Annotated in this window: 19 protein-coding genes; 13 read left to right on the top strand and 6 right to left on the bottom strand. The window is 39.7% G+C overall.

All coding sequences use genetic code 11. The features are described from left to right. Positions 1–85 precede the first annotated feature (85 nt). The 3 genes from fabD to AC1RJ8_RS11535 form a co-directional block, all read right to left on the bottom strand. A complete protein-coding gene (gene fabD / locus AC1RJ8_RS11545; protein WP_492953931.1) occupies positions 86–967 on the bottom strand; it encodes an ACP S-malonyltransferase in 882 nt (293 codons plus the stop codon). A gap of 81 nt (positions 968–1,048) precedes the next feature. Next, the gene (gene folE / locus AC1RJ8_RS11540) at positions 1,049–1,684 is read right to left on the bottom strand and encodes a GTP cyclohydrolase I FolE (protein WP_029274208.1); all 636 of its coding nucleotides are present in this window, start codon (positions 1,682–1,684) and stop codon (positions 1,049–1,051) included. A gap of 12 nt (positions 1,685–1,696) precedes the next feature. Then, positions 1,697–2,107 carry a 6-pyruvoyl trahydropterin synthase family protein gene (locus AC1RJ8_RS11535; RefSeq protein WP_029274209.1) on the bottom strand — a complete coding sequence of 137 codons (411 nt, stop codon included), beginning with the start codon at positions 2,105–2,107 and terminating at the stop codon, positions 1,697–1,699. Positions 2,108–2,212: 105 nt separating this feature from the next. Between AC1RJ8_RS11535 and mqnB the strand changes: the two genes are divergently transcribed. Together mqnB and AC1RJ8_RS11525 are read left to right on the top strand one after the other, a co-directional pair. Further along, a complete protein-coding gene (gene mqnB, locus AC1RJ8_RS11530) occupies positions 2,213–2,836 on the top strand; it encodes a futalosine hydrolase (protein WP_492953930.1) in 624 nt (207 codons plus the stop codon). A gap of 118 nt (positions 2,837–2,954) precedes the next feature. Continuing rightward, the gene (locus AC1RJ8_RS11525) at positions 2,955–3,803 is read left to right on the top strand and encodes a menaquinone biosynthesis family protein (RefSeq protein ID WP_492953929.1); all 849 of its coding nucleotides are present in this window, start codon (positions 2,955–2,957) and stop codon (positions 3,801–3,803) included. 146 nt (positions 3,804–3,949) lie between these two features. Here the strand turns inward: AC1RJ8_RS11525 and AC1RJ8_RS11520 are convergent, their stop codons facing one another. The 3 genes from AC1RJ8_RS11520 to AC1RJ8_RS11510 all read right to left on the bottom strand — a co-directional run bounded on the left by AC1RJ8_RS11520 (position 3,950) and on the right by AC1RJ8_RS11510 (position 7,342). Then, a complete protein-coding gene (locus AC1RJ8_RS11520; RefSeq protein ID WP_029274212.1) occupies positions 3,950–4,645 on the bottom strand; it encodes a response regulator transcription factor in 696 nt (231 codons plus the stop codon). Positions 4,646–4,955: 310 nt separating this feature from the next. Next, positions 4,956–6,776, bottom strand: a complete 1,821-nt coding sequence (locus AC1RJ8_RS11515; protein ID WP_492953928.1) for a sensor histidine kinase — start codon at positions 6,774–6,776, stop codon at positions 4,956–4,958. A gap of 200 nt (positions 6,777–6,976) precedes the next feature. Further along, positions 6,977–7,342: a DUF3127 domain-containing protein gene (locus AC1RJ8_RS11510; protein ID WP_057933226.1), complete on the bottom strand. Its 366-nt coding sequence runs from the start codon at positions 7,340–7,342 to the stop codon at positions 6,977–6,979. Positions 7,343–7,413: 71 nt separating this feature from the next. Between AC1RJ8_RS11510 and AC1RJ8_RS11505 the strand changes: the two genes are divergently transcribed. The 11 genes from AC1RJ8_RS11505 (at position 7,414) to AC1RJ8_RS11455 (ending at position 22,897) form a co-directional block, all read left to right on the top strand. Continuing rightward, entirely contained in the window at positions 7,414–8,592 is a 1,179-nt protein-coding gene (locus tag AC1RJ8_RS11505; RefSeq protein ID WP_492953938.1) for a THUMP domain-containing class I SAM-dependent RNA methyltransferase, read from the top strand. A 67-nt stretch (positions 8,593–8,659) separates the two neighbouring features. Next, entirely contained in the window at positions 8,660–9,154 is a 495-nt protein-coding gene (locus tag AC1RJ8_RS11500; RefSeq protein WP_057933225.1) for a hypothetical protein, read from the top strand. 296 nt (positions 9,155–9,450) lie between these two features. Next, positions 9,451–9,732 (top strand): helix-turn-helix domain-containing protein, encoded by a 282-nt coding sequence (locus AC1RJ8_RS11495; RefSeq protein ID WP_029274217.1) that lies wholly within the window; start codon positions 9,451–9,453, stop codon positions 9,730–9,732. Positions 9,733–9,805: 73 nt separating this feature from the next. Beyond that, the gene (locus AC1RJ8_RS11490) at positions 9,806–10,450 is read left to right on the top strand and encodes an HD domain-containing protein (protein WP_492953927.1); all 645 of its coding nucleotides are present in this window, start codon (positions 9,806–9,808) and stop codon (positions 10,448–10,450) included. Between the two features lie 248 nt (positions 10,451–10,698). Continuing rightward, positions 10,699–11,061, top strand: coding sequence for a hypothetical protein (locus AC1RJ8_RS11485; protein ID WP_492953926.1), 363 nt, complete (start codon positions 10,699–10,701; stop codon positions 11,059–11,061). A gap of 92 nt (positions 11,062–11,153) precedes the next feature. Continuing rightward, positions 11,154–12,410 carry a putative DNA modification/repair radical SAM protein gene (locus AC1RJ8_RS11480; RefSeq protein WP_492953925.1) on the top strand — a complete coding sequence of 419 codons (1,257 nt, stop codon included), beginning with the start codon at positions 11,154–11,156 and terminating at the stop codon, positions 12,408–12,410. An 86-nt stretch (positions 12,411–12,496) separates the two neighbouring features. Next, entirely contained in the window at positions 12,497–13,309 is an 813-nt protein-coding gene (locus tag AC1RJ8_RS11475) for a TIGR03915 family putative DNA repair protein (RefSeq protein WP_492953924.1), read from the top strand. Between the two features lie 311 nt (positions 13,310–13,620). Beyond that, positions 13,621–13,911: a co-chaperone GroES gene (locus AC1RJ8_RS11470; protein ID WP_010599229.1), complete on the top strand. Its 291-nt coding sequence runs from the start codon at positions 13,621–13,623 to the stop codon at positions 13,909–13,911. A gap of 100 nt (positions 13,912–14,011) precedes the next feature. Further along, positions 14,012–15,646 (top strand): chaperonin GroEL, encoded by a 1,635-nt coding sequence (gene groL / locus AC1RJ8_RS11465; protein ID WP_057933220.1) that lies wholly within the window; start codon positions 14,012–14,014, stop codon positions 15,644–15,646. 295 nt (positions 15,647–15,941) lie between these two features. After that, entirely contained in the window at positions 15,942–21,878 is a 5,937-nt protein-coding gene (locus AC1RJ8_RS11460; protein WP_493008046.1) for a PKD domain-containing protein, read from the top strand. After that, the gene (locus AC1RJ8_RS11455; protein ID WP_492953922.1) at positions 21,875–22,897 is read left to right on the top strand and encodes a PorP/SprF family type IX secretion system membrane protein; all 1,023 of its coding nucleotides are present in this window, start codon (positions 21,875–21,877) and stop codon (positions 22,895–22,897) included. The genes AC1RJ8_RS11460 and AC1RJ8_RS11455 overlap by 4 nt, the downstream gene beginning before the upstream one ends. Positions 22,898–22,911: the final 14 nt, after the last annotated feature.

The raw sequence follows: 22,911 nt of genomic DNA, 5'->3' as shown, positions 1-22,911 counted from the left end.
GGATAAAGATATTAAATATTGATAAAAAACAACGCCATAAACAGCTGAGTTTATGGCGTTGGCAAAATATTCTATTTTGAATAAATTAAGCTATGGCAGCACTACTGGTTTGTACTTCGCGGCTTACCTTTTTAACCAATCCCTGTAGCACATTACCTGGACCAACTTCTACAAATTCTGTTGCACCATCGGCTAACATGTTCCCTACTGTTTGAGTCCAACGTACAGCACCCGTTAATTGTTTAATTAAATTGCCTTTAATTTCAGTTGGGTCGGTATATGGCTTTGCATCAACATTTTGGTAAACCGGACAAATTGGTGCAGCAATAGCAGTGGCCTCTATAGCTGCCTGCAATTCAATTTTTGCAGGCTCCATTAAAGGAGAGTGGAATGCACCGCCTACATTTAATTTTAAAGCTCTTTTAGCGCCTGCTTCTGTTAGTTTGGCACAAGCGAGATCAATCCCTTCTATGCTGCCCGAAATTACCAACTGTCCTGGGCAGTTATAATTTGCAGGAACGACCACAGCATCAATTTCTGCACAGATTTTTTCAACTACATCATCAGCTAGCCCTAAAATAGCCGCCATGGTTGATGGTTGTGCCTCGCATGCTTTTTGCATGGCATTTGCACGGGCAATAACCAGTTTTAATCCATCTTCAAAGCTTAGTGCATTTGCGGCCACTAATGCCGAAAATTCGCCTAACGAATGGCCTGCAACCATATCTGGTTTAAAATCGTCGCCCAATACTTTAGCTAAAATAACCGAATGCAAAAAGATTGCCGGTTGGGTTACATTGGTTTGTTTAAGCTCTTCATCTGTTCCGCTAAACATAATATCGCTAATACGGAAACCAATAATCTCGTTGGCTTGTTCAAATAATGCTGCAGCTTTTGGGTGCTCATAAAGATCTTTACCCATACCTACAAACTGTGCTCCCTGTCCGGGAAAAATATATGCTTTCATACCCCTTAATCCCCTAAAGGGGAAATTAAATATTTAGTTAAAATTATTGTTAAATCCATACCCCCTCTAGGGGGATGGGGGTTAATCTAAACTTGCGGTAATTAACCTTAAAAACTCAGCTCTTGTTTTATCGTTACTTAAAAAAGTACCCGTAAAGGCTGATGTTGTGGTTACCGAATTTTGCTTTTGCACACCACGCATAGACATGCATAAGTGCCTGCATTCCATCACCACTGCAACCCCCATAGGGTTAAGGGTATTTTGAATACAATCTCTAATTTCGTTCGTTAAACGCTCCTGCACCTGTAAACGACGGGCAAAAGCATCAACTACACGTGGAATTTTACTTAGCCCAACAATGTGCCCGTTAGGAATATAAGCAATGTGTGCTTTACCGAAGAATGGCAGCATATGGTGTTCGCACATCGAATACACTTCAATATCCTTAACCACAACCATTTGGCTATAATCTTCTTCAAACATTGCACCCTTTAGAATTTCATCAGGTTTTAAATCGTAACCATGTGTTAAATATTGCAGCGCCTTAGCCACGCGCTCAGGTGTTTTTAGTAAACCTTCGCGTTCTGGATTTTCGCCCAACTGGCCAAGAATATCTTTATAATGTGTAGCTACAGCTTCAATTTTATCTTCGTTGTAACGGTCTATTTTTACATAACCGTCTCTCGATTCGCCTTTCAATACGTCTTTATCGCTCATTAATTCGGGTTTTTAGCCAAAGTATTCAACAAAATTATTTTCGGTTTCATAGATTTTTACGCAATGTAAAACTGCACCGCTCTCTGCAATCGGCGCCCACAACTGTTTCCAGATTTCTATGGCCAGATTTTCAGTTGATGCCAACTTGCCTTTCATAAAATCTACATCAAGATTCAAGTTCTTATGATCAACCTTATCTACCACATAATCATTCATCACATCTTTCAGCCATTTCAAATCAACAAGAAAACCTGTTTCCGGATTCACTTCGCCTTTAACTGTAACATATAACCAATAGTTATGGCCATGCCAATTGGGGTTGGCACATTTACCATAAACTTCATTGTTTTTATCATCATCCCAATCGGTACGGGCCAATTTGTGCGCCGCATTAAAGGATGCTTTTCTCGTTATGTAAATCATTACTATAAAATAAAATGCAAATATACAGATAAAGGTTCAAGCTTAAAGACTAAAGACCAAAGCTTACATAAAACTTAAATGAAAACAATCTGCTAACTTTACGTTATGAAAACTTTAGTTGTTGCTGCTACAAAAGCCGAACTCGCCTACTTTTATCAACATTTTAATTTGCCTGATGGAGATTTTGTAGAAAGTAAAAATTTCGATTTGCTGATCACCGGCGTTGGAATGGTAGCAACAGCCTTTGCCCTGGGCAAACATCTTTCATCTAAATATAGTCTTGTGGTAAATTTAGGTATCGCCGGAAGCTTTGATCGGAATATAGCCTTAGGCACCGTATTAAATATAACCGAAGATACTTTTGCTGAGCTGGGCGCCGAAAATGGAGATGAATTTTTAACCATAAGCGATTTAGGTTTTGGGGAGAACCATTACACCTCGAAAACACACAGAAGGATTAACTTACCAGGGGCAAAAGGGATAACCGTGAACCGTGTAACAGGGAGCGAAAAAAGCATTGAAAACCTAATTAAGCGGTTAAATCCAACAACCGAAAGCATGGAGGGTGCCGCTGTTTTTTATGCAGGTAAGCAGTTAAATATAGATTGTTTACAGATTAGAAGTATATCTAATTATGTAGAACCAAGAAATAAAGACAATTGGAAAATTGGTTTAGCGATTAAAAACTTAAACGACTGGGCCATTGCTTTTGTTGGAGAAATGAACTGATTATGACTGATTAGTTTACCACAGTACTTAATTTTGATTTATGAACCCGACACAATTAAAATAACAATTATAATTGTCAGAGGCTCCGTCTAACAACTGAAAACAAAAAAATAAATAGATGAAACTTACACTTGGATTTTCTCCCTGCCCTAACGATACATTTATTTTCGATGCGTTAATTCACCATAAAATTGATACAGAGGGATTAGAATTTGAGGTTTCTTACGATGATGTAGAAACCTTAAACCAAAAGGCGCTTAGGGGCGAATTAGCTATCACCAAGTTAAGTTTCCATGCTTTTGCCTATGTTGCCAACCAGTATGCTTTACTCGATGCTGGGAGTGCCCTTGGTTTTGGTGTTGGGCCGTTATTAATCAGCAAGAATCATTTCGATGGAGAAAATGACGCTGAACTCCAAACGCCAGGCGCTAAACTAAGGGTTGGAATACCAGGAAAATATACCACTGCTAATTTCTTGCTGGGCATTGCTTACCCTCATTTACAAAACAAACAGGAGCTTGTTTTTTCGGAAATCGAATCGGCTTTACTTAACGGGCAGATTGATTTAGGATTGATTATTCACGAAAACAGGTTTACCTATCAGGATAAAGGTTTAACCAAGATTGTTGATTTAGGCGATTATTGGGAAAAACTAACTGGTTGTGCCATCCCATTGGGCGGCATCGTAATCAACCGTAATTTAGATCGCGAGGTACAGTTAAAAGTGAACCGTTTAATCCGCCAGTCGGTAGAGTTCGCTTTTGCGCATCCAAAATCGGGAATCGATTTTATCCGCCAGCATGCCCAGGCCATGGAAGAAAGCGTGATGTACAAACACATTGAGTTATATGTGAATAAATATAGCATAAACCTTGGCGAAGAAGGCCGTAAAGCGGTTGATACTTTATTTAAACTTGCCCAGGAACGGAATATCATCCCTCCTATTCAGGAGAATTTATATATCTAATTCATCGATCCGTAATCTCCGTAGCGGAGAGATCCATAAAAGATTTCTCTCCCGAAGGTTCGGGACTGCACTCCAGTCGAAATGACGATAAATCGGCATCATGATGATCCTGAAACAAATTCAGGAGGACGATTGGTCTAGTTAATTTAACTTACCAAAAGCTTGTAACCTTTTCCGTGCACGTTGATAATTTCTACCGTTGGATCTGCCCGAAGATACTTACGTAACTTACTCAAAAACACATCCATACTCCTGCCGTTAAAGTAATTATCATCATGCCAGATACTTAACAATGCCTCTTCGCGGGTTAAAACGGTATTCTTTTTCAAACACAATAAACGCAACAGCTCGGCTTCTTTGGTAGAAAGTTTTTGCTGGTGATCGTTATCCGTAATAATCTGGGTTGTATAATCGAAATGATATTGACCGATGGAAAACTGTGTTTCGGCAGCCTCATCGTTGTTATCTGTTTTATTGGCTACGCGCTTAAACATTGCATTAATACGTAGTAAAAGCTCTTCAATGCGGAAAGGTTTGGTAATATAATCATCACCACCTAAATCATAAGCAGCAGATTTATCTTCCAGCATGGTTTTAGCCGTTGCAAAAATAATGGGTACCTGTGTGTTTACCTTCCTAATGTCTTTACCCAAGGTAAAACCATCTTTCTTAGGCATCATCACATCCAGAATACATAAATCGAAGTTCTGCTTATTAAACGTTCTCAATCCATCCTCACCATCGGTGCATAATACTACATCAAACTTGCCTTTAAGCTGCAAATAGTCTTGTAACAATAAACCTAAATTTGGGTCGTCTTCTACCAGAAGTATTTTTTTCATTGGTATATAGTTTGTTTTTTATCGGTAATGAAGCTATCAGATTTTTCACCAATGTAGATGCTTTAACGGTGTTCAAGAAGGCTTGAGCCGTTTATTCATCCCGCTGTGTGATTTGAAAAATCATGATGGTTTCATTTTCTTGTTTTTATTCACATACGTAGCACTAGCCACACTGAAAGTTTGATTCTGAATATGCATAACGGTTTAATTTATGTTGTAGATTAAATTAATACTCCACTATTTTAGCTAAATTAAACCTGTTCTATTTTAATGTATCGATAAAGTAAGCTTTTGTACCGATGTTAACTGTTTATAAAGGTAAAGATATTTCGAACGTGGTTCCCCTATCTTTTTCGCTACTTACCTTAACCGTTCCATTCATTTTTTTAATTATATCCTGAACATAATTTAAACCTAAGCCAAAGCCTTTAACATCGTGTAGGTTACCTGTAGGCACCCTATAAAACTGGTCAAAAATCCGTTTAGAATGCTCCTTGGTCATTCCAATGCCTTTATCAGCTATTTCGATAATTAAATTTTTACCTGTATTGCGGGTAGTAATGGTAATCTCCGGTGTGCTGCTACTGTATTTATTTGCATTATCAATAAGGTTATAAATTACATTAGACAGGTGGAGCTCATCGCCATATACAACGGCATTTTCTGCATCGGTATGTACATTGACAATCGCATTTCTTTTCTGCAGCTGCAATTCCATGCTATCCAACACAATCACAATCAAATCGTTCACATCTACTTCGGTGTTCTCCATTTTAAGCTCACCTTTTTCTAAGCGGGCAATACTTAAAACACGTTCGATGTGACTACCCAGACGAACATTTTCATCATAAATAATCCCTGCCAGCCGTTTTAACCGGGCTTTATCTTCTGTCACCTCCGGATCTTTCAAAGCTTCACTCGCAATCATAATAGTAGCCACAGGGGTTTTAAACTCATGCGTCATGTTGTTGATGAAATCTGTTTTCATCTCCGAAAGTTTTTTCTGCTTTAGAATAGCATAAAGGGTATATGAGAAAATAAAAACAAGTACCAGTAACAGGCCGATGGATGAGGCGAGTGTTGCACTTAGGTTAGAAATAATAGCCGAATTTTTATTCGGAAAACTGACGAAAAGCATCCCTGGATCGCGAAAGATATCGTTCCCAAACAAAGGGGTTTTATAAGTGTTTTCGGGTAAAAATTCTCCTTTAACGTTAGAGGCCGTCATAAAAATGGTCGAATCTTTTCTCGCTAACGAAATCCGGTAAGAAGGTTCTATCGTAATATTATTGGCAAGGAGTTCTTGTTTTAATAAAACGCCCAACGAATTAAAATTAATCCGTTTATAAATTGGCACGTTGGTTTCCTGAAGTTCTTTAGATACATCCTCAACCACACTCGACCGGGTATACGAAAATGTATCTTTACCCAATGCTGCAATTTTAAGCTCTAGTTTTTTCCGCTCAATCTCGTCTTCACGTTGAAATTTTTTCTGCAAATCGTTAGGAATCTTTGGAACATTTGCAAAACCGGGAGTACCATCTCTGGGATCAAAAACCAAATACCTTAATGTATCAGGCAAACTTTGCAGGCTTTTAAATTCGAATGTTTTTGGTGGCGCAGTAAAAGGCTTTGAGCGCATGCTATAACCTTTTAAAATAAGGCTCTTAATATCGATAATCGCATCCATCTGCAAATCCAGCTTATCGCCGTTCTTCGAACTCAACGAAGTATATTCCCTTTCAGAAATTACATTAGGCGCCCGATAAGATACACGGATAATACTATCTTGTTGGTTCAGGTAACTTTCGATCTGGTTTTCTCTCTCGGCTTGCCGCAACTCTGCCTCTTGTACATATTGTTGCCGTAAATCCTTAATATCTAATGCCCGTTGCCTGGAGTCTTGTAGCTGCTTCAGTTTATTTTCGGCATCTTTCCGGTTTAAGTGATCGGCAACATTTCTACGCTGTAGTTTATTTACTACCGATGTTAAGGTTTGGTTTACCTGCTCATCAAAAAGCTGAGATTTTAGTTTATACGATTCCCTGATGTAATACAGCTGCATTACAAAAACACCAAGCAAAGCCACCGTCATTAAAACGGTAATTAACCAAAAACTCTTTTTCTTCATGAACTAGATTGGTTTTAAAATTAAAAAAACCGGAGCATAATCTTCTTAAATCTAAACAGATATCAAAAATACTGATTAGCTAAGTGAAGTATTTGTTTTTAACATATTTTAACAGCGGGAAGTCCGGCGGGGACAAAAAAAATGCCGAGGCTAAAGCCTCGGCATGGTTCAAAATTGTTTGCTTAAAAAAGATTCTTTATTTAGAAAGGCAAATCATCATCTTCACCTGGTGCATTGCTTACATCAACCGGAGCTGCGTAAGCTGGCGTAGCTGCCGGAGCACCTGCTGCAACTGCGTTTATACGCCAAATAACCAAACTGTTAAAATATGATGTTTTACCTGCTTTATCTGTCCAGGGACGACCACGTAAATTAAAGAAAACCTCTACCTCATCGCCTGCTTTAAATGTATCTAATAATGCAGTTTTATCTTGTAAAGCCTCAAAACGGATATATTCTGGGTATGTTGGATTTTCTGCGTATTCTACTATTAAATCACGTTTTTTAAACGTTTCACTTACTTGTTGTGTGGCACCTACTTCGTGTACTTTTCCTTTAATTTCCATATCTAATACTACTTAATGTACTATAAACATCAAATCTCTATAATTTTATTGATAACTTCGCATATATTATGATGCAAGTTTTCCACAATAAAAGCAAGGTAATTATTACCTGCAACAAGCGCCTTTCGCCTTATTTACAAGAAGAAGTTACGGCTTTAGGTTATACCATCGAGCGGTCTTTTGCTACGGGTGTTGAGCTCAATATCACCCTCACAGAGTGCATAAAGCTTAATTTGAACTTGCGCTGTGCCAGTCAGATCCTCTACGCCATAAAAAGTTTCAAGGCCATTACTCCCGATGATCTATACAATGAAATTGCAGCCATTGAATGGGAAGAACTGATCGATTTTTCGGGCTATTTTTCGGTAACCTCAAATGTTGATAACCCAAATATTACCACACCACTTTTCGCAAACTTAAAAGTAAAGGATGCCATAGTAGACCGTATGAAAGAGAAAAAGGGCATCCGCCCGAACTCTGGATCGGATGCAAATAAAACAGTAGTGCATTTATACTGGAAAGATGCCGATGCCGATGTTTTTATGGATACTTCAGGCGAAACCCTTGCCAAACACGGCTACCGTAAAATACCTGGTAAGGCCCCTATGTTAGAGGCTTTAGCCGCGGGGGTTATTTTAGCAAGCAACTGGGATAAGCAATCGCCATTTATTAACCCAATGTGCGGTTCAGGAACATTAGCTATCGAAGCAGCGCTGATTGCAACCAACCGTGCCCCTGGATTATACCGTATGAATTATGGTTTTATGCACATTTTAGGTTATAATGAAGAAGATTTTTTCGCTGAACGTAGAATTTTAAAAGATCAGGTAATCAAAAATGTTGACCTAAAAATAGTAGCTTCCGATCTTTCGGAAGATGCAGTTGAAGTAACCCGTCGAAATGCTAAGACTGCCGGTGTTGATACTTTAATCGAATTCGAAGTTTGCGATTTTGAGTTAACACCGGTTCCTGAAGATGGCAAAGGTGTTGTTGTTTTTAACCCGGAGTATGGTGAGCGTTTAGGGGTGCACAGCAAGTTGGAACTCACTTATAAACGTATGGGCGATTTTATGAAAACGAAATGCAAGGGTTATTCTGGATATATTTTCACTGGAAATCCTGATCTTGCAAAGAAAATTGGATTAAAAGCTACTAAAAAGATTGAATTTTATAATGGTAAATTAGACTGTCGCTTACTAGAGTATGAATTATATGACGGCTCTCGCAGGGCTCCGTTAACTGAAGCCTAGTCTTTTTCATTGAAAATTAATATATTACGCTCTCTTACGTACCATAACGTAAAAAATTTTGAAAAATATGGAATTTGATGACATGGACCATATGCCCGAATGGGAACATTTTAGCCGATTTGGCCGAGATGATGAGGATGAAGAAAATCTATCAAGTGTTGATGCAGAAAAGGTTAGACTAAAAGTGACCAGGGCTAAAAGTCTTTACAACCAGGCCAGAGCCGTATATAAATATGCCGCCCTGTTCTGCGAAACACTGGAAGGAGAGATGGCCGAAATGACCGCTAACTTAATTATGCAGAATGCCCTCATGTTATGTCCTAAAATTGTTGGGGCAGAAGGGGCAGATATGTATATTTTAAGAATGGAAAATGCCTCTATTATCCGAACCAATTGCCGTGAATTAGAAACCCAGGTGAGAGCAGCAGATATGTTCGAAATCTGTACTCCGGAATATAAAGATATTGTTTTAGACGAAATTGAAAAATTTCGTCTACTCTTTATCGAATGGGTTAAATATTTCGAAAAAGACGAATTTGAAGACGACTGGGGACTATACTAACCCTTAACAGTAAATTTTTAAACGTTTTCTTACTTCCCACCTTTCTCTTCTTGATCTGAGCTGCATAATGCAATAATGCTCCATATCATATCGCTCCTTCTACCTAAAGCATAAAAACCTGATTATCAACCAAAAAACAGCGCACTTAAACATTTAGGTTATTTCTTTGTTATAACAGTTAGTTCATTAATCCGTTTCGTGTAATTCCCGATAGTGCTAAAATTTACACTTTTAAAACTGTTGCGGTTAAAGTTTCGTACATAATGAAATAAACATTAAAAAAATTATCCCTTTTTATGGAAGATGTATTGGCTTTAAAGACAAAGAATGTTGCCGGAAATATCAGAAAAATTAGAGAATACAGAGACTATACTCAGGATTATCTTGCGGCGAAACTGAAAATATCTCAGAATGCTTACAGCAAAATTGAGCTCGGTTATAGTAAATTAACAATCGATCGTTTATTCCAAATTGCAGCAATTTTAGAGGTTGAAGTATCTCATTTATTAACCCTTAACCACAATGATTTAATTAAAATTATTGCTGATGATGAGAACAGGACAGCAGCTGCAAGTTAATATCCAGACGCTGTTGATATCATTTTTTTTACCCTGCAAATAATTCCAATACCTTTGGAAAAAATTTAGAACTATGCAGGCTGCCATTCAAAAAACTATCGATTTTGTTCAGAAAACATTAGCTAATGCAGAAGCAGGGCACGATTGGTTCCATATTGAACGTGTTTTTAAAACCGCTCAAACCATTAATCAGCAAGAAAATGGCGATGAACTTGTAGTAGCCTTTGCCGCATTGTTGCATGATATTGCTGATCCTAAATTTAATAACGGTGATGAAGAATTGGGGCCGAACATGGCTGCGTCATTTTTAGCCTCGATAGCTGTTGAGGCTGAGGTTATCGCCCATGTTAAACTGATTATCCAGAACATGTCGTTCAAAAACAGTTTTGATGGCACAGGTTTTTCCTCAAAAGAAATGCAAATTGTACAGGATGCAGATCGTTTAGACGCCATTGGAGCCATTGGTATTGCAAGAGCATTTACCTATGGCGGATTCAAAAACAGGGTACTTTACGATCCGGCTATTTTACCCGAAGAACATCTCACTAAAGAAAGTTATAAAAATACCACTGCACCTACCATTAACCATTTTTACGAAAAACTGTTGTTGTTGAAAGACATGATGAATACTGAAGCAGGGAAAGCAATAGCCTTAGAAAGACACAATTTTATGCTTCTATACCTGGAGCAATTTTATAAAGAGTGGGATGGTAAATAATCAGCTGTAGGCCATTAAAAATACCTAATAGTAAGTATTCCGAAACCATGCACCAGGGCTTAACTTTACAAAAATTAATCCTCATGCATCCTTATAAACTAAAATACCATAAAAATAGTGTTTTGTTAATCGCGATGGTTGGCATTCCTGTGTTCTTCATTTCTCTAATGTTGTATTGTCTTTTTAGTTTACCTTCTTCGCTTTCCGAAACATCCACGTTGATATTTGTTTCGCTATCAATTATTTTAATGGCACTTCTTTTATTATGGATTACCAAAACGCAGATTTTTGTACATAGTAAAATTTTAATCAGTGAAAAAGGTATAAGCTTTAGATTAAAAAGCACTTCTTTCTTATACCGGAGAACCGAGTTTTTTTCTGGATGGGAAAACATAACCAGCGTAACCGAAATGTTCGATAACCACAATGGAGGTTATTTTTATCAAATTGAATTTAAGCACCCGGATTTTGTTGCAAACTTTAGTCCACTTAAAAATCACGAAACAGAGGCCGACCGCTTCTTTTCTGAACTGCAATACTATCAGGAAAGTTATAATATTGCGCATCAACTGCCAATAAGCAGAAAGCTAACCCCTTCAAACAGTTTTTAGTTAATTATTATTCCAAAATAGAATAGGTTAGATAAATCTATTTGCTAATATTTTTAGTTATTAAACTATCTTTGTTAGTAAATATAACCCCTATGTTTGACCGAATCCGTGAAAAATTAAATATTCTTGCTGACGCCGCTAAATATGATGTTTCTTGTTCATCAAGCGGCGGCACGAGAAAAAACACCAATAAAGGCCTTGGCGATAGCTATACATCGGGTATTTGCCATACCTATACTGAAGATGGCCGATGTGTTTCGCTTTTAAAAATCCTCCTTACAAACCATTGTATCTACGATTGTTTGTTCTGCGTTTCGCGGAAAAGCAACGATGTAAAACGTGCGGCCTTTACCGTAGATGAAGTGGTAGAACTGACCATGAATTTTTATCGCCGCAACTATATTGAAGGTTTGTTCTTGAGCTCAGGGATTTTCAAAAATGCCGATTTTACTATGGAAAGGCTGTTGTTAGTCGTTAAAAAACTCCGTTTGGAACAGCATTATAACGGCTATATCCATTTAAAAACCATTCCGGGAGCGAGCGATGAACTGATTAAGGAAGCTGGCTTATATGCCGACCGGATGAGTATTAATTTAGAAATGCCAACTGAAGCCGGCTTGAAGCTTTTGGCTCCCGAGAAAAACCACGGGGAAGTAATTAAACCTTTGGCTTTTGTACAACAGCAGATCAGCCAGTTTACGGCCGATAAAAAACTGATCAAACATGTGCCAACGTTTGTACCTGCGGGACAAAGCACACAGATGGTTATTGGCGCCACACCAGAAAGCGACAAAGATATTATGTACACCGCGAATACCTTTTACAAAAATTTTTCGCTAAAAAGAGTTTATTATTCAGGTTATGTACCCATTAGCAACGACACCAGGATGCCTATACTTGGTACACAACCACCACTGCTAAGAGAAAACAGATTGTATCAAACCGATTGGTTAATGCGGTTTTACGGCTTTAAAGTGCAGGAAATTTTAAACGACGCCAACCCAAACCTTGATATTGATATCGATCCAAAATTAAGCTGGGCGATTAGAAATATGCAACATTTTCCTGTGGATATAAATACGGCTGATTATAAAATGATTCTCCGGATACCGGGAATCGGCGTAATGTCGGCTAAAAAAATCGTGCAGGCCAGAAAGTTCGGAAAACTCAGGATTGACCAGTTGAAAAAAATCGGCGTAGCTTATAACCGGGCCAAACACTTTATGGTTTGTCTGGATAGCCCCTATCAGCTGAAAGATTACCAGGGCACACAGATTAAGGCTTTTATTTTGGCCGAAAGCCAGAGCAAATATTTAAAAACAGATAGCAACCAGATGATTTTGTTTTAAAATGTCAGAATCGTCATTGCGAGGAGGAACGACGAAGTAATCTTTTTACCGATAGTAAAATCTTTCTAAAAAGATTGCTTCAGCCAATGAAAAATTGGCTTCGCAATGACGACACCCTTCAATATAAAAAACATCCAATGACCTACATTTTCGATGGCACTTTTCAAGGTTTGTTAACCGCTGTTTTCGAATGGTTTGAACGTAAGCCAGGGAAAGTTGTGCTAAAATCTATTTCAATTTTTCAGCCTGAAGCTTTTGCAGAAAGTTTTACGGTTAACACCAATGCAGAAAAAGCAGGTCGGGTTTGGGCAGGGCTGCAAAAGAAACTTAAAAAGGATTGGCAGCGCAAATACTATTGCACTTATTTATCAGAAATACCAGAGGCTTACAATCACCTCTTTCAGTTTACTATATACATTTTTCAAAATCAATTGGGTGCAGAAAGTAATTATGGCAATCCACATATAATTGCGCTGGCTAAATATGCCAAAAGCGTAGAAAGGGAAAAACACAGAATGGAAGCATTTATCCGTTTTCAAAAAACTGGCGATGGGATATTTTATGCCAACATAGATCCTGATTTTAATGTATTGCCTTTAATATCCAGTCATTTTAAAAACCGTTATGCCGATCAGGCTTGGGTAATTTACGATTTAAAACGCAAGTATGGTCTCCACTATAATTTAACTGCGGTTGAAGAAATTACGATCAGCTTTAGCAATGGTGTAAATAAACAAAACCCGGCGCCTGTTTTAATGGACGATAGCGAAGCTTTGTATGCAACGCTCTGGAAAGATTATTTTAAAAGCGCCAACATTGTCGCGCGGAAAAACACCAAACTGCATCTGCAGCATGTACCTAAAAGATATTGGAAATATTTAACAGAGAAAGCGATATAAAAGGGGCGAAACCTAGACATATCTTAATAATCCAGCCGTCATCTCGACTGAAACGCAGTGGAATGGAGAGATCAAACTAGGCAGATTTCTCGACTTCGCTACACTCCGCTCGAAATGACGACCGGTGATTAAATAATAAATCTGGCTCAAAAAATCAAAACTTACTGCCATGCTGACACCCACATTCTCAATTAGCGTAAAAAGTTTGACAGTTTGGTGAAAATTTGTCCCGCTAAGCCTCTTGGCATAAAAAGTGTTAATTGTAAGCTTAGTTAAAAAACTCAAATCAAAATAAAAAAATAATAAAAGTTATGGCGTTAAACCTTAAACCAATTGCTGGCAGTTCGAACAGAGTAATAGTTGAACCGGCTGCGGCAGAAGAGAAAACTGCATCAGGTTTGTATATCCCTGATACTGCAAAAGAAAAACCATCTAAAGGAACTGTAGTTTCTGTTTCTGAAGAAGATGCTGAAGGTAAAAAAGCGAGTGTAAAAGTTGGCGATGTTGTAATTTATGGTAAATATGGTGGTACCGAATTCCCGTACGAAGGTAAAGATTACTTAATTATGCGCGAAACCGATATTTACGCTGTTGTTGGGTAAAAATTAAAATGTTGCAACGTTGTAATGTTGTAATGTTATATAAATCGGAGGAGTGAAATGTTTCAACCTTCAACATTAAAACTTTAAAATATTCTTAAAAATGTCAAAACAAGTAAAATATAACGTAGAAGCTCGTGATGCCCTGAAAAGAGGTGTTGATATTCTTGCAAATGCAGTAAAAGTAACATTAGGTCCAAAAGGACGTAACGTAATTATCGATAAAAAATTCGGTTCACCGGCAATCACCAAAGATGGTGTTACAGTGGCAAAAGAAATCGAATTGAAAGATGCCGTTGAGAACATGGGTGCTCAAATGGTTAAAGAAGTAGCATCAAAAACAGCTGATATTGCTGGTGATGGTACGACTACTGCAACTGTATTGGCTCAGGCAATTATTACTACAGGTATTAAAAACGTTGCTGCTGGTGCAAATCCAATGGATTTAAAACGTGGTATTGACAAAGCGGTTGCTGCTGTTGTAGAAAACTTAAAATCTCAATCACAAGCGGTTGGTGATGATAACAATAAAATTAAACAAGTTGCCTCTATATCGGCTAACAACGACGAAGTTATCGGTTCGTTAATTGCTGAGGCAATGAGTAAAGTTGGTAAAGACGGTGTAATTACTGTTGAAGAAGCAAAAGGTACCGAAACTGAAGTTAAAACAGTTGAAGGTATGCAATTTGACAGAGGTTATTTATCTCCATATTTTGTTACCAATGCAGATAAAATGGAAGCTGAATTAGAAAATCCTTACATTTTAATCTACGACAAAAAAATCAGTAACATGAAAGAATTGTTACCGGTTTTAGAAAAAACTGTTCAGACTGGTAAACCATTGGTTATCATTTCAGAAGATTTAGATGGCGAAGCTTTAGCAACATTGGTAGTAAATAAAATCCGTGGTTCGTTAAAGGTTGTTGCTGTTAAAGCTCCAGGTTTTGGTGATAGAAGAAAAGCAATGTTAGAAGACATCGCGATCTTAACTGGCGGTATTGTGGTATCAGAAGAAAGAGGTTACAAATTAGAAAATGCTGATTTAACTTATTTAGGTTCTGCAGAGAAAGTTGTTGTTGATAAAGACAATACAACTGTAATTAACGGTGCTGGCAATTCAGATGATATTAAATCACGTGTTAGCCAAATTAAATCTCAGATCGAAACAACTACATCTGATTACGATAAAGAAAAATTACAAGAGCGTTTGGCTAAATTAGCTGGTGGTGTTGCAGTTCTTTACGTAGGTGCAGCTAGCGAGGTTGAAATGAAAGAGAAAAAAGACCGTGTTGATGATGCTTTACATGCAACCCGTGCGGCTGTAGAAGAAGGTATTGTTGCTGGTGGTGGTGTTGCTTTTATCCGTGCGGTTGAAGCTTTAGCTAACCTAAAAGGTGCTAACGAAGATGAAAACACTGGTATCCAGATCATCCGTCGTGCTATCGAAGAGCCATTACGTCAGATTTGCGAAAACGCAGGTATTGAAGGTTCTATCGTAGTTCAAAAAGTTAAAGAAGGTAAAGCTGATTTCGGTTACAATGCACGTACTGATGTTTACGAAAACTTAATTGGTGCTGGTGTTATCGATCCAACTAAAGTAAGCCGTGTAGCATTAGAAAATGCAGCATCTATTGCAGCAATGTTATTAACTACTGAAGTTGTTTTAGCAGACGAACCTGAAGAAGGTGGTGCTCCAATGCCTCCAATGGGCGGCGGCGGCATGGGTGGTATGATGTAATACCATTCTGCAACGAAACGATTTCGTGTAAAAATATACCCTCAAGGTTTAATACCTTGAGGGTTTTTTTATGCGTTATTATAGCAAAAACGAAGCTTTACCAAAGCTATAACCCATTCATTTAGTTGATGTTGGTGTAAAATTTTGTTATTGTAATGCAAAAATTACGTTCTTTGCAACGAATATTTATTGACGCGTCTTAGGTCGAATTCTCATTTCTGAGATTGGATTAAAGCAAGTTTAACCAACAACGCTTCCAGAACGCAATAAAATCATTCCCTAGTGTTAGAGATTTATGAAGATTCGTTGTAAAAGGAAATGGCTTTCTTTTGTCCTATTTTTTGGGGCATTTTTGTTCACGTCAAATGTTTTCGCTCAAATTACCATAGGCTCAGTTGATGCAGGCCCTTTTACTCCAGGCAGTACCATTGCGGTTCCTTTTAATATCAGTGCAGGCTGTGCGGCTCAAGGAAACCAATTCCAGTTATATCTTTCCGATCAGAATGGAAGCTTTAGTGCAGAAACACTCATAGGCAGTTATAGCGGCTTCTACAGTACCTATGTCAATGGTAAACTTCCGGCAAGCCTTACACCTGGCACAGGTTATCAGGTTAGGATAAAATCAACCGCTCCGGCATTCACAAGCACACCATCAACTGCTTTTGAAGTAAAAGCAGGACCGCCGGTTGAGGCTAAATTGACATCAACATTGTTAAATGCGGCAAACGATGAAACTTTTGGTACCTGCACCAGTAAGGCCAATAATGCTTTCTTCCTTACAAATGCATCTACAGCAAACAGTACGGTTACCGCGAGTATAACCGACGAAGTAAATGGTGGGGGGCCAACATTAATCAATTTTCCTACAGCAATACAGCCTTTTACGGCCCAACAGGCACATTATACCATTTATACCAAAGCCGTAATGCCCGATGGATCTGTAGCAACCAAGGCTTATCTGCTCATCAACAATAAAGCAATAACCGCTTTTGCCAATTCGGGTAATACAGTGGTTTGTTTGCCGTTGGGTGCATTAACGTTTAGCGTAGATGTGAGTTCGAGTGCAGGTATTCAAAACAATTTCCCGGGAGATATTTATACAATTACCTGGGGTGATCAAACCACCTCAACCTATACCCTTTGCGAGATTATTGCCAATGGCGGTAAGGTTACACATGCTTATACCAAATCCTCTTGCGGAAGTATTTCTACCTCCAGTGCGGGCACAATCTACAACGCTTTTGATGTATCTATTAATGTATCGAATGCATTCTGTACCACCATGGGTACGCCTGTTTCCTCTTCGGCTAAGGTAGTGGTAAAACCTATAAATTCGTTTGCCTTTAATACCCCCGGCTGTACCAATGCCAACATCACATTTGTGAATACCTCGGTTTTGGGCGAAAACCCGAACACCAATACCGCAGCCTGTACACCCAATAACGTCACCTATAACTGGTATGTTGATGGGGTGATTAAAGAGGTTGATAAACCAAAATCATACAATTTTGTATACAAGTTTCCAACCCATGGAGAATATACTATCCGCCTAGAATCTAAAAACATTACAGGCGAGTGTGATGCCGATCCGGTAGAAATGAAAATCTGTATCCAGGATCCGCCAAAGCCAGATTTTAGTTTACCATCAAATACAATTTGCTCTGGAACAACATTAAAAGCAACTGATCTTTCTGTTTTAGATAATATCTGCGATGCAGCCAATAACTATTCATGGTCAGTTACACCAGCTGTAGCTTTTACAGGTGGTACAAATGCGGCAAGCAAAGAACCGGAGTTCAATTTTACCAGCCCTGGCACCTATACCATTACTTTAAGCATCAGCACGCCATCGTGTGGTGTAATTACCAGTTTACCACAAACTGTTGTCGTTAATGCGAGTCCTTTAGCTACGCTATCGCCCGATATCACGTTGTGTAACCTGGCTACTTACGATTTTAACAATACCACAACAGGACCAACCAGAACATTAATTACCGGCACTACAAAAGATTTACCAGACAGTTATACCTGGACAGTTGTTCCATCGGGATCGGGCACCTATAGCTTTACTGGTGGCACCACCGCCAATTCTAAATATCCATCTATAAAATTCGATAGCTACGATACCTATACCGTAACTGTTATACACAAAAATAATTGTGGCACGGTAAGCGAAACCCAAATCCTTACCTTCAGTACAGCACCAGTGATTAGCGCAGGGCCAGATCAAAATATCTGTTTTAACGACCCAAGTTTTGCGCTCAGCGGAACCATAACTGGTGCTACTGCTACACAAGCCTGGATTGGCGGATTAGGAACCTTTACCCCCAGCAGAAACGATTTAAATGCAACCTACACGCCAACTGCAGCCGAAAAAACAGCGGGCACGGTTACTTTACGATTAAGGGTTACCACCGCACTCGCCGCCCCCTGCAACCAGATTGACGACGATATTATCCTTAAAATAAAACCCAATATCAGTTTAACGAGCGCAGCAGCTAAAACCATCTGTACCGGTAATAGTGTTGCCTACACACCTACTTCTGCGGCAGCGGGTGTAACTTACACCTGGACCGCTACCGGAACCGCATCAGCAACTGGATATACTGCCAGCGGAAGCGGAGCCATTAACGATATCCTTACCAATACCGACCTAAATGCTGATGCAAACGTAACTTATATCATCACTCCACATTTAGATGGCTGCGATGGAACACCTTTTAATTTGGTAGCTACCATTAAACCTAACCCTCTTGTAACACCAACTGCAGCGAATGCGACCATCTGTAACGCCACTTCATCGGCCATAACCTTAACAACAAACTTAACGGGTGTAAACTATACTTATACCAGTGTAATCACCGGAGCAATAACCGGAAATAGTAATAGAGCGGTAGCATCTGCAGGAACGCAAATTAATGATATCCTAACCAATACAGGCACCACTGCAGGTACGGTAACTTATACCATTACGCCTGTATCTACAAATGGTTGCCCAGGCGCGCCTGCCAGCATTACCATTACCGTTTTGCCAAGTGCAACACTGCCCAATGCCGGGCCGGATGAAGCCATTTGTAACGCAAGCACTTACACCTTAAAAGGAAATATACCGGTAGTTGGCACAGGCAAATGGACAATCGTTACTGCGCCTACAGCCGTAACTTTTGCTGATGACACGCAGGGCAATACAACAATTGCTGGTTTGCTGGCAGGGAATACATATACCTTAAGGTGGACAATAAGCGACACCAACTGCGCTACATCGGGTGATGATGTCAGGATCACGGTTAACCCGCTCAGTGTTGGCGGCACAACCACAGGCGATGTGAATGTATGCGCGGGTGCAAATGGCGGAAACATCAATTTAACAGGGCAGGTTGGAAATATTATCCGTTGGGAAAGATCTATCGATAATGGCACAAACTGGTCTACCCTAATCTCAACAGCAAATCCGTATGTATTTTCTAACCTTACCATAAGCACGCAGTACCGTGCGGTAATTCAAAGTGGTAGTTGTGCAGAAGCCCTATCAACCGTAACCACCATCACCGTAAATCCGGGTACCGTTGCGGCCAATGCAGGGGCTGATCAAAACCTATGCAGTGGAAACGGTATTACTTTAAATGGAAATAATCCCACACCTAATAGCGGTACGTGGACTTTAACATCAGCACAAACAGGCATTACCATAACCGACCCTACACTGTACAACACCACGGTTACCGGTTTGGTACCAGGGCAAACTTATACCTTCAGGTGGACTATTTCTGGTTTCAATGGCTGCCCTCCATCTGTAGATGATGTAACCGTCACCTATTACTCGCCTGTTACCAATAATATTACCGCATCAACAGCGCCAGTTTGTGCCGGACAAAGCATCACCATTACTGGCGATACACCTACTGGCGGAACAGGAACATTTGCCTACCAATGGCAGAGTAGTACCGATGGAAATATCTGGAGCAATGTTCCTTCGGCCATTAATAAAGATTTAAGTCTAATTGTAAGCACCTCAACCTATTTCAGAAGATTGGTAAACAGCACCATCTGTACTTCAATTAGTAATTCATTACAGATTACCGTTTTGCCAGGTCTAACCAACAATACCATTGCTGCCGATCAAAACATTTGTATCGGCACACCTGCAGCAGCTTTAACAGGTACTACACCGAGTGGTGGCAGCGGAACTTACGTGTATCAATGGCAATCAAGTTTAAACGGAACAGCCTGGAGCGATGTATTGGGCGCAAACAGTGTAAGCTTTACACCTCCAACACCAACCGTAAGCATTTATTACCGTCGATCGGTAGCTAGCGGCGCTTGCAGTAACAATTTAAGCAACCAGATTAAGATAACGGTGAATCCACATGCTAAGGCAGAATTAGTTTTTAATACAGATAAAGCTTGTTCGCCCTTTGTTTTAACAGCCACCAATATATCGGCTACGCCTTATACAGACCGCAACAATACTTATACCTGGCTTGCTAATGGCGTACAGATTGGTACAGGAATTACTTTTCCAGGCTATACTATTGCAACAGATAACGAAAGCGTTATTATCAAATTGGTCGTAACAAGCAGCCTGGGCTGTAATAGTGATGAAACCAGTCATACTTTTAGCACAGTACAAAATGTAACCGCTGCTTATACACAAAGTGCAACATCTGACTGCGGACCTTTAAATGTTGTTTTTACCAATACTTCCAATTCGCTAACAGCAGCTACCTTTAACTGGGATTTTGGAAATGGTACTAATTCAAATCTGGCTCAACCGCCAGCGGTTACTTATCAGGCAGACCCGGCGGGGAAAGATATCACTTACACCGTTACTTTAAAGGCAACCACCGCCTGTGGCACCACCACGCAAACCTCAACCGTATTGGTAAAAGCAAAACCGGTTTCCGTTTTTTCTCCTGATAAAACAACTGGCTGCTCTCCTCTCGCTGTTACCTTTAGCAACACTTCACCTGGAAATTATACCAGCTATACCTACGATTTTGGTGATGGCTCAGCACCTTTAACCGTTATCGATAAAAATAGCGTAAGCCATACCTATACCACTTTGGCTGTTAAAGATTATGTTGTAAAAATGACAGCAACCAATGAATGTGGAAGCAATGAATCTCAATACTCTATCCGCGTTTCACCTAACGACATTACGCCAGAATTGGTCGTAAACAGCAACCAACTTAAAGGCTGCGCACCTTTAAAAGTCGATCTCTTTAACAATACTAAAGGGGCCGGCACTTTTGTTTACGATTTTGGCGATGGAAGCACTACGGTAACCCATACCGCACCTGAAACCCTATCACATACCTTTACCGCACCCGGAAAATATACCATTACCTTATACGCATCAAATAACTGTTCCAACGCTTCAACAACCGAAACAGTTGAAGTTTTGCCACAACCCAGCGTAAGTTTTGCAGCAGATAAAACAAGTGGGTGTGATGGGGTTACCGTAAAGTTTAAAAATGCCAGTACTGGTGCAATAGGTTATGTTTGGGATTTTGGAGATGGCTCGCCAACATCCAACGCTATAGAGCCTACGCATACTTTTAATGGTTCGGGGAAAAATTATACCGTTACCTTAACGGCAACCAATGCGCTCGGCTGTACAAACAGCACAACCATAGCCGATTTTATCCATGTTGTTGCGCCACCAGTGGCCACATTCACTGTTAGTCCTGGGAACGAAGTATCCATTCCCAACTATTCATTTGCCTTTAAGGATATCAGTACCGATGCTGTAAGCTGGGAGTGGACTTTTGGTGATGGATCGGGATCAACCCTACAAAACCCAAACCATACCTATGCCAACGAAGGCACTTATACTGTAACCCTGAAAGTACTGAACAAAGAAGGCTGCTCTTCAAGTACCTTCCAATCGGTGCGGATTATTGGTGTACCGGGTTACCTAAACATCCCCAATTCATTTATGCCGGCAAGTGCAAAAAACGAGATTAAAGTCTTTAAAGCAAAAGGCCGCGGCATAAAAGAGTGGCAAATGTCGGTTTTTAACAAATGGGGCCAATTACTTTGGGAAACAACCAAACTAGACGATGCCGCACCACTGGAGGGATGGGATGGGACTTACAAAGGACAAGAACAGCCACAAGGTGTTTATTACTGGAAAGTAGATATAAAATTTATTAATGGCAGCGATTGGAAAGGAATGACTTACGATTCATCTCCTCCGAAGAAAACGGGTGTAATATATTTAATAAGATGATGAGGAGAGGGATAATATTATTTTGGTTTGCGTTAATGTTGCCGTTAATGATTTCGGCGCAAGACCACATTTATTCGCAGTTTTACAATGCGCCGATTTACTTAAATCCAGCTTTAACAGGTCAGTTTGAGGGCGACATTAGGTTTAATGCCTTATACCGGAACCAATGGACGGGTTTAGCCAGTGATTTTTCGTACATGAGTGCTTCAGGAGACCTCAATCTACGGAGATTAAACAGTGGCATTGGCCTAATTTTTAACCGCAGCAGCGAGGGCACAGCCTATCTGGTGAAGAATAATATTGCTGTAAGTTATGCTTACATTATCGGGGGAGACGACTTTGCCCTTTCATTTGGATTACAGGGTGGCATCACTAACCAAAAGCTAAACTGGGATAAACTTGTTTTTGGCGATCAGATCGATATCAACACGGGCTATATTCCTGGTAGTATTTCTGGCGCCGAAAGACCAAGTGTAGATAGTCGGTATTATTTCGATTCCAATGCAGGGGCCAACCTGGTGGTGGGGAAATTCATGATGGGATTAGCAGTACATCACCTTAACCGCCCGGATGAATCCTTATCGGGTTTTCAGGCCAAGTTGCCGATGCGTATCTCAGGCAATTTAAGCTACAAGTTAACCTTGGTACCAGATGAGTACGATCGCGATGGGAATTACCTCATCCCCTCCATTGTTGCCTACAAACAGGGCAACGTAAAATCGTTCAGTGCGGGCATGCAATATAAATATGCGGGCATAAACGCAGGCATATGGTACCGTAACGATGGCAATTCGAATGGAAATGATGCAATTGTTTTTTCTGTAATCTTCGATATTTTTAACCGCAGAACAAACGGTGAGAAATTCAGGTTAGGCATCAGTCATGATGCTACAACCTCTAAAATCAACTACAGCAACACTGGTGGAACATCCGAAATTGGTGTGGGTTATGAAAAATATTTTCCAAATAGTTCGAGTGGTGGCAGAGCAAATGGCCTAAGATGTTACGATTTTTATTAATTTGCCTTTAATAA

It is taken from the genome of Pedobacter sp. GW822-FHT03F06 (assembly GCF_058801365.1).
This window is presented reverse-complemented; position numbering and strand designations above follow the sequence as displayed.